General features: G+C 45.1%; 6 protein-coding genes and 1 pseudogene. 4 read left to right on the top strand and 3 right to left on the bottom strand.

The genetic code is table 11. From position 1 onward, the window contains the following. Together VK541_RS02345 and VK541_RS02340 are read left to right on the top strand one after the other, a co-directional pair. On the top strand, positions 1-398 hold a 398-nt coding region (locus VK541_RS02345), incomplete at its 5' end, for a 3-methyl-2-oxobutanoate hydroxymethyltransferase (RefSeq protein WP_324366542.1). Then, the gene (locus VK541_RS02340) at positions 399-1,085 is read left to right on the top strand and encodes an RluA family pseudouridine synthase (RefSeq protein ID WP_324366540.1); all 687 of its coding nucleotides are present in this window, start codon (positions 399-401) and stop codon (positions 1,083-1,085) included. A 25-nt stretch (positions 1,086-1,110) separates the two neighbouring features. Here the strand turns inward: VK541_RS02340 and VK541_RS02335 are convergent, their stop codons facing one another. Both VK541_RS02335 and VK541_RS02330 read right to left on the bottom strand, forming a co-directional pair. After that, positions 1,111-1,602, bottom strand: coding sequence for a hypothetical protein (locus VK541_RS02335; RefSeq protein WP_324366538.1), 492 nt, complete (start codon positions 1,600-1,602; stop codon positions 1,111-1,113). A gap of 208 nt (positions 1,603-1,810) precedes the next feature. After that, the gene (locus VK541_RS02330; protein ID WP_324366536.1) at positions 1,811-3,880 is read right to left on the bottom strand and encodes a TonB-dependent receptor; all 2,070 of its coding nucleotides are present in this window, start codon (positions 3,878-3,880) and stop codon (positions 1,811-1,813) included. 184 nt (positions 3,881-4,064) lie between these two features. Between VK541_RS02330 and VK541_RS02325 the strand changes: the two genes are divergently transcribed. After that, positions 4,065-6,284 carry an NADP-dependent isocitrate dehydrogenase gene (locus VK541_RS02325; RefSeq protein ID WP_324366535.1) on the top strand — a complete coding sequence of 740 codons (2,220 nt, stop codon included), beginning with the start codon at positions 4,065-4,067 and terminating at the stop codon, positions 6,282-6,284. 127 nt (positions 6,285-6,411) lie between these two features. Continuing rightward, positions 6,412-6,837, top strand: a complete 426-nt coding sequence (locus tag VK541_RS02320; protein ID WP_324366533.1) for a hypothetical protein — start codon at positions 6,412-6,414, stop codon at positions 6,835-6,837. Here VK541_RS02320 and VK541_RS02315 read toward each other — a convergent pair. Beyond that, positions 6,834-7,399: pseudogene (locus VK541_RS02315) on the bottom strand (DNA polymerase III subunit gamma/tau); the annotation flags it as partial. The gene VK541_RS02320 and the pseudogene VK541_RS02315 overlap by 4 nt on opposite strands.

Raw genomic sequence — 7,399 nt, 5'->3', positions numbered from 1 at the left:
CTGTGATGGGACACCTCGGATTGACACCGCAGTCTATTTATAAATTCGGAACTTATACCGTAAGGGCCAAGGGGGAGGAAGAAGCTGAAAAGTTAAAGACAGATGCGCTGGCCCTGCAGGAAGCAGGCTGCTTTGCCATTGTGCTCGAAAAGATTCCCGCCAAACTGGCCAGAGAAGTTTCCGAAAGCCTGCACATACCGACCATTGGTATAGGTGCCGGCACGGATTGCGACGGACAGGTATTGGTAGTAAATGACATGATCGGACTGACCAAAGGCTTTAAACCCAGGTTCCTGCGTCAGTACCTGAACCTGTACGAGGGGATACTGGAAGCCACACAATCTTATATTAAAGACGTTAAAGCAAAAGATTTTCCGAACGAAAAGGAACAATACTAAATGCCGGTAACTGATAAGGATATACTTTACGAAGACAACCACCTGATCGCTGTAATGAAGCGGGCCGGGGATATTGTGCAGATTGATGAAACTGGGGATGAACCCCTGGATGAACAGGTAAAAAAATACCTGGCCGCAAAATACAACAAGCCAAACAGTGCTTTTTTGGGCGTGGTGCACCGCCTGGACAGGCCGGTAAGCGGGGTGATCCTGTTTGCCAAGACCAGCAAGGCGCTGGAGCGGATGAATGCCGTATTCAAAAACCGTGAGGTCAAGAAAACCTATTGGGCTGTTGTACGTAACAAACCCGAAAGGCCCTCAGGTATTTTGATACACTGGCTGGTGAAGAACCCTCAGAAAAATGTGGTGACTCCACACCAGGCAGAAGTGGCGGGAAGCCAGCGCGCAGAACTGAGTTACAGACTGCTTGGCGAACTTGACGGCTATTACCTGATAGAAGTGGACCCGCTTACAGGGCGCTCACATCAGATTCGTGTGCAGTTGTCTACGCTGGGCTGCCCTATAGTAGGCGATAACAAATATGGTTACCCAAGGGGAAGCCGCAAAGGCAGTATTTGCCTGCACGCGCGTCGCTTGCAATTTATACATCCGGTAAAAAAAGAACCGGTAAATATCTTTGCAAAATTACCGGCAGATGGTTTTTGGGAGCGCTTTGAAAAGTTTTAAGTTTAACTGACAGACTTGGGTTCCCTTAATTACAAGACACCTTTGCAAGCACTACCGCATCTCCAAAAGTCAGTTTAGACCTGTCTTTAAACACTACCTTGCTGCCTTTTTCTTCAATATCGCCAAATCCCTCGACCAGGTCACTGCCTTTCCGTAAAAAGACAACCTCTCTTACCGATCTCATTCCTTCAGCATCAAAGGTATATTCCGCGATCAGGGTATCCCCTTTCATTTCGCCGGCAAAAGTGCCTTTGCTTTTGTCTTTTTCAAAAAACCTGTAATTCAGTTCACCGGTATATTCTTCACCTGCGATGTTCAGTTTCATGGATACCGTATCCCTGTTCTTAACATATGCATAACATTCCGTGCTGTTGCCTTCTGCGGGTTTTGTCGCTGTAAATGTGGTGTCTTCGGCAATCAGCTCAGTGCTGTCAGCAGTCTTTTTCTCTGAATTTTCACTGTTGCAGGCCGCCAATAAGCCGGCCGCCATGGCCAAAAAAAAGAATGATTTTTTCATATTCTGTATTTTTTAGGATTTGGAGAGCATACTGCAATTGCCCTGCCAAATTATGACAGTCCTGTTCATCTGCAGCTTTTCCTGCTGCATTACAAATGCCTTGCAGGAGACTGGTGCTCACCTGAAACACACCTAATTCACTCTTCCTTCACAAAAAGGTACCCTTTTGTGGCTTTTGGTGTGAACAAGGTGTGAACAAAATCTGAGCCTAGTGTTTTTTGTTGAACCTTAGTGCCAGTCCTGCATAAAAATTTCGTGTCGCTGCGGCATTAAAATACCTGTTTCCAACAGCATTCAGGTCATTGCCCAGACTGTACTTCTGGTTGAGCAGGTTGTCTGCCCCGGCAAATAACTCTACCGGTGTTTTGCCGATCCTGAGATTCTTCCAGCCTGCCTTGGTCTGGATTAAATGATATTTCCGGGCATAAACCGTGTTGGCATCATTCAGCGGGATGCTGGAAGTATAGTTGTGCTGCAGAAATACATAAAAATCTTCTGGCAACAGGACATCAGCACTGCTGACCACCACTGCTTTAGGCACCCCGGTCAGCGCATTTCCGGAAAAATTATCTGTATTGTTCAGGTATTCTTCAAATTTAAACCGGCTAAGCGTATAAGCGTTGCGCAGCTGCAGCCCCCTTATAATACCAGTGGTCCTGGCTGGCAAAACCCAATACGAAAGCGAGGTTTCCAATCCCCATTGCTTAGTGCCTCCGGCATTTACAAAATAATCCTTTTCATCTTGATCGACGCGTCTTACGATTGCCTGTTTCAATTTGTAATAATATCCGTCCATGTCCAGTAAAAGCCGTCCATCTTCTGTTTGAAACCTGATGCCGGTTTCATAATTCCATCCATACTCGGGTTGTAAGCTGGTGTTCACCACATTGTTTGATCCTCTTACTTCTCCCAGCGACGGTGGTGAATATCCCCTGCTCACTGAGGCTCTTATGGAAAACCTGGGATCAATCAGATAAGAAAGTGCCAGTCTGGGCATTAATTGCACGTGGAAAGTCTTAGTCCGCTTTGGTATGGCAACTGGCGAAATACTTTTGTAAGTATATTCGTATAAATTGGCACTTGCCGAGGTTTCAATAAGCAGTTTATTAAACAGGTCAAAGTTGAAGTGTACAAAAGCAAAACTTCCTGATGCCCTCAGATCATCTGCTTCTTTTATATTTCCGGGAGTTCCTGAGTTGTTGTCGAAGTTGTCGTAGTTTGTGGAAGTTCGCATGCTTTCCAGCCCGGCGTTGAGTTTCCAGTTTATGTTCTGCGCCTGACTTGCGTATTCAACATAAGAGCGCAGGCCAAGCGTAAATTCCTTTCGCTCTTCATAATTGGTAATAAATGGGTTCTTAAAATCTGTATAGGTCGAGAAAACAGACACGACGTGTTTGAAATGGGCATTTATGATCCAGTCGTTGGAAACGCCACCGTAAATGGTCTTGCTGTAAATCCCTGCGTTTTGTTCAATGGCACTTTTAGTCGCGGGTGTAGCAGGCCTTGAAACTTTCGGATCGGCCAGGAACTGTGCGGCAGTTAAACCGCCCGGTGTATTGTACCTGAGGTCTGAATAAAACAGGAGTGCTTTTAAACTGGCATTTTTCGCATAGTCATATTTTTGGAACACCTGAAAATATTTGCGGTCCATGTCGCTATGGTCACGGTAGCCGTCACTGCGCTGGTAGGCCTGGGTAATGTTGATGGTGTATTTTTTAAACTGCTGATTTAGTGTTGCATTTTGATGAAATGTACCAAAAGAACCTCCTTCCACTTTTAATGTTGCTAGCGTGCTGTCTGCCGGAGCAAGCTGCGGCTGTATGAGGATCACACCTCCGGAGTTTGCTCCAAATATGCTCCCATGCGGCCCCTTTAGTACCTGCAGTGATCCTGCACCCGCAACGTCCAGTGCGTTGAGGTAGCTGTTGCCTCCGGCATCTGTGAGCGGAAAGTCATCAAAATAGATTTTTACATTTCTGACACCGAAAGGGGACCTTAGCAGGCTTCCCCTTATAGAGAGGCGGTAACTGCCCGGAGAACGTTCTTCCATACGCACACCCGATATCGTATTTACAGCATTTACCAATGAACCAGATGGCTGCCTGTCGATGACACTTTGATCGGCAAGGCCTATACTGCCGGTCGATCTCAGCAAAGGCTGTGAGGAAAAATATGGGCGGATGACCACCTCATTTAATCTTTTTGTGCTGTCCTGTCTGGTCTGCGCAGAACCGGTCATTGCCAACAGGATAAGAGTGGCGGTTAAAAGTGATTTCATCTTATAGCAAAGCTATAATTTAGCCAGTATATTCCGTTCTAGGTATCAGTCTATTTACTTTGACACTTCAATAGAATGAATTTTCATCTGTTTATCCTATCTTTAGGCGATTTTAACCGAAAGCGGGTTTATCACAGACAATAAGCTTTCATTTTTTCATTCATATAACCGTATTTATAAAAATATGTCAAACACTTCAAAAATTATCTATACCAAAACAGATGAAGCGCCGATGCTGGCTACCTATTCGTTTTTACCAATTGTACAAGCTTTTACAGCCTCAGCAGGTATTGACGTAGAAACCAGGGATATCTCATTAGCAGGAAGGATTTTAGCAAACTTCCCTGAATTTTTAAGGGAAGAACAGAAAGTTGGAGATGCGTTGATAGAGCTGGGCAAGCTTGCAACTACGCCAGAGGCCAATATTATCAAGTTGCCCAATATTTCGGCTTCTATTCCGCAATTGGCTGATGCTATTGCCGAATTGCAATCACAGGGATTTGCTGTCCCTGATTACCCGGATAATGCACAAAGTGACGAAGAAAAAGCAATTAAGGCAAAATACGGAAAAGTCTTAGGTTCTGCTGTTAACCCGGTTTTGCGTGAAGGAAACTCAGACCGGAGAGCCCCTAAAGCGGTTAAAAATTATGCGAAGAATAACCCGCATTCAATGGGTGCCTGGTCCGCGGATTCTAAAACGAGGGTTGCCAGTATGAGTGGGGGTGATTTTTATGGTTCAGAAAAATCGGTAACCGTTCCTGAGGCGACTCAGTTTAAAATAGAGTTTGTTGGAACTGATGGTACAGTAACTGAGTTAAAAGGTTTAACTCCCCTAAAGGCGGGTGAGGTAATTGACAGTTCGGCACTGAGCTTGTCTGCCCTGAAAACATTTGTTGGAAAGGAAATCATGGAGACTAAGGCAACCGGTATTCTGTTGTCGGCTCACCTGAAAGCGACGATGATGAAGGTTTCTGATCCGATCATTTTCGGTGCAATTGTAGAAGTATACTTTGCTAATGTTTTTGCTAAATATGCAGAGTTATTTGCAGCGATTAATGTGGATACCCGTAATGGCTTAGGCGATGTTTATGCTAAAATCGCCGGAAATGAAAAAGAAGCAGAAGTAAAAGCGGCTATTGATGCTGCAATTGCAAACGGGCCTGCGCTGGCCATGGTAAATTCTGATAAAGGGATTACGAACCTGCATGTGCCATCTGATGTCATTGTGGATGCTTCTATGCCGGCAATGATCCGTACATCTGGCCAGATGTGGGATAAAGACGGCAAACCGCAAGATACCATTGCTCTAATTCCGGATCGTTCTTACGCCGGGGTGTATACCGCCACTATTGACGACTGCAAAGCTAACGGTGCTTTTGATGTAACTACTATGGGCTCTGTGCCGAACGTTGGTCTGATGGCGCAAAAGGCAGAAGAATATGGTTCTCATGACAAAACTTTCCAGGCTGCGGCAAATGGCACAATTCGTGTCGCAGATGCAGATGGTAAAGTTTTCTTTGATCAGAAGGTAGAGAAAGGCGATATATTCCGGATGTGTCAGACCAAGGATGCGCCAATCCAGGACTGGGTTAAACTGGCGGTCAACAGGGCGCGTTTGTCGGCAACGCCGGCAGTATTCTGGCTGGACGAAAACAGGGCTCACGACAGACAGATCATTGAAAAAGTCAGCAAGTACCTGGCAGATCACGATACTGCAGGTTTAGATATCCGTATTCTGTCACCTGTAGAGGCGACTAAATTTACCTTAAACAGGATCCGTAAAGGGGAGGACACGATTTCGGTAACAGGTAACGTACTCCGTGATTACTTAACAGATTTGTTCCCAATCCTGGAATTGGGAACTTCAGCGAAAATGCTATCTATTGTTCCGCTAATGAATGGTGGTGGCTTGTTTGAAACCGGGGCCGGTGGTTCTGCGCCAAAACATATTGAGCAGTTTATCCATGAGGGTTATTTGCGCTGGGATTCATTAGGCGAGTTTTTGGCACTTGCTGTTTCCCTGGAACATTTGGGCCAGACACAGAACAATCCGAAAGCTTTGGTGCTGGCAGAAACATTGGATCTGGCAACCGAGAAGTTCCTGGCAAATGATAAATCGCCTGCACGCAAAGTCGGACAAATAGACAACAGGGGCTCACACTTTTATCTGGCTTTGTATTGGGCAGAGGGTTTGGCCGCGCAAAGCAAAGATGCAGAACTGAAGGCCAGATTCGCACCGCTTGCGAAAGCTCTAGCCGAAAATGAAGCGAAGATCGTGGGAGAATTAATAGGCGCACAGGGTAAGCCGCAGAATATTGGTGGTTATTATCATCCTAATGATGAGCTGGCATTTGCAGCAATGCGTCCAAGCCAAACTTTAAACACTACGCTGGCAAATTTATAAGATAATTTATCATTCCAATAAGAAGGGCCGTTTCATGTAACTGAAACGGCCCTTCTTATATGATAGTGTCAATAATTCAAAACATTTGAAGATATTTTCGAGTTATATCTTTATAAAACCTATCCATATGAATACGGGCCAAAACGACAACCAGGGAGCTGGCAAAAGAACAGATAAACTTCATCCTTCTGATCTTGGCGAGACAAAAGATTTTGATAATTTGTCTTATGATAAAGATAAAAACAGTTTTGAGTTTGATGTAAAAAGCAGGGATACAGGCTACGATCATCCGCTGCCTTATGACACTTCTGCACCAAACGGAGAGGACAGCACTTCTACTTATGACGAGGCTAATCCTTATAATGGTTCTGAATACAATGAAGACAAGCAGATTGATGAAAGTTTTGAGAGTGCGGCTATGCGCATCAGTGATGAAGAAGATCTTGAGCTGAGCCCTGAAGATGAGTTGCTTGGCCGTACACCTGAGGATGAACGTGATGATCTTGACGAGGAGGGTTATCCTGTTAATGATGAGCCCGGGAAAAGGCTTTAGGAGTTGACGTCCAGGTTAAATCTTTTTCGCATTTCCTCCAGTTTAGGGTTTTTGTCCACCAGGTACTGATACCTTTCCACATTGGTATAAAGCCTGTTTACCACAGCGCGCGTCACCTGTTTGCATTGTATGGAGACATTAAAATTCTTCAGCCTCGGCCTTAAGAAATTCAGCAAGTCAATCATTTCATCCTGAAGCTGACCTTCCTGTATTTTATGTTCAACATGAACGGTAATTTCTTCAGGTGTTTCCAGGATGGGTTCTGAAGCTGTCATTATGGTGTACACATTGATTTTTCCATCTTCCCTGGTTTTATTGGCATATTGATTCCAGTACAGCATCAGCTGTTCGTAGGTAAATGGTTCTTTAGCGTCCCCGTTGATATATTTCGGCTCGTCACTATCCTCTCCGTTTGCCACCCGCTCAAGGTCTGTTAAGGACGGGATGAGGCTGCTCATTTTTGAGTTTGTATTCGGACTGAGTGTTATTTTTCCCGTTGGGGCCGTACTTAATATTGTTGGCGCAGGACTTGGATTAGACGGTAGCGGGCTGCTTTTCGGTA

It is taken from the genome of Pedobacter sp. (assembly GCF_035317785.1).
In the GTDB taxonomy this organism is placed as follows: domain Bacteria; phylum Bacteroidota; class Bacteroidia; order Sphingobacteriales; family Sphingobacteriaceae; genus Pedobacter.
Note: the sequence above shows the minus strand (reverse complement) of the source record. Positions and strands in the feature narration are given on the sequence as shown.

What these genes read in the sequence shown, in the direction of transcription:
- VK541_RS02340 (WP_324366540.1), top strand. Translation starts at nt 399, where the DNA reads ATGCCGGTAACTGATAAGGATATACTTTACGAAGACAACCACCTGATC.
- VK541_RS02335 (WP_324366538.1), bottom strand. Translation starts at nt 1,602, where the DNA reads ATGAAAAAATCATTCTTTTTTTTGGCCATGGCGGCCGGCTTATTGGCG.
- VK541_RS02330 (WP_324366536.1), bottom strand. Translation starts at nt 3,880, where the DNA reads ATGAAATCACTTTTAACCGCCACTCTTATCCTGTTGGCAATGACCGGT.
- VK541_RS02325 (WP_324366535.1), top strand. Translation starts at nt 4,065, where the DNA reads ATGTCAAACACTTCAAAAATTATCTATACCAAAACAGATGAAGCGCCG.
- VK541_RS02320 (WP_324366533.1), top strand. Translation starts at nt 6,412, where the DNA reads ATGAATACGGGCCAAAACGACAACCAGGGAGCTGGCAAAAGAACAGAT.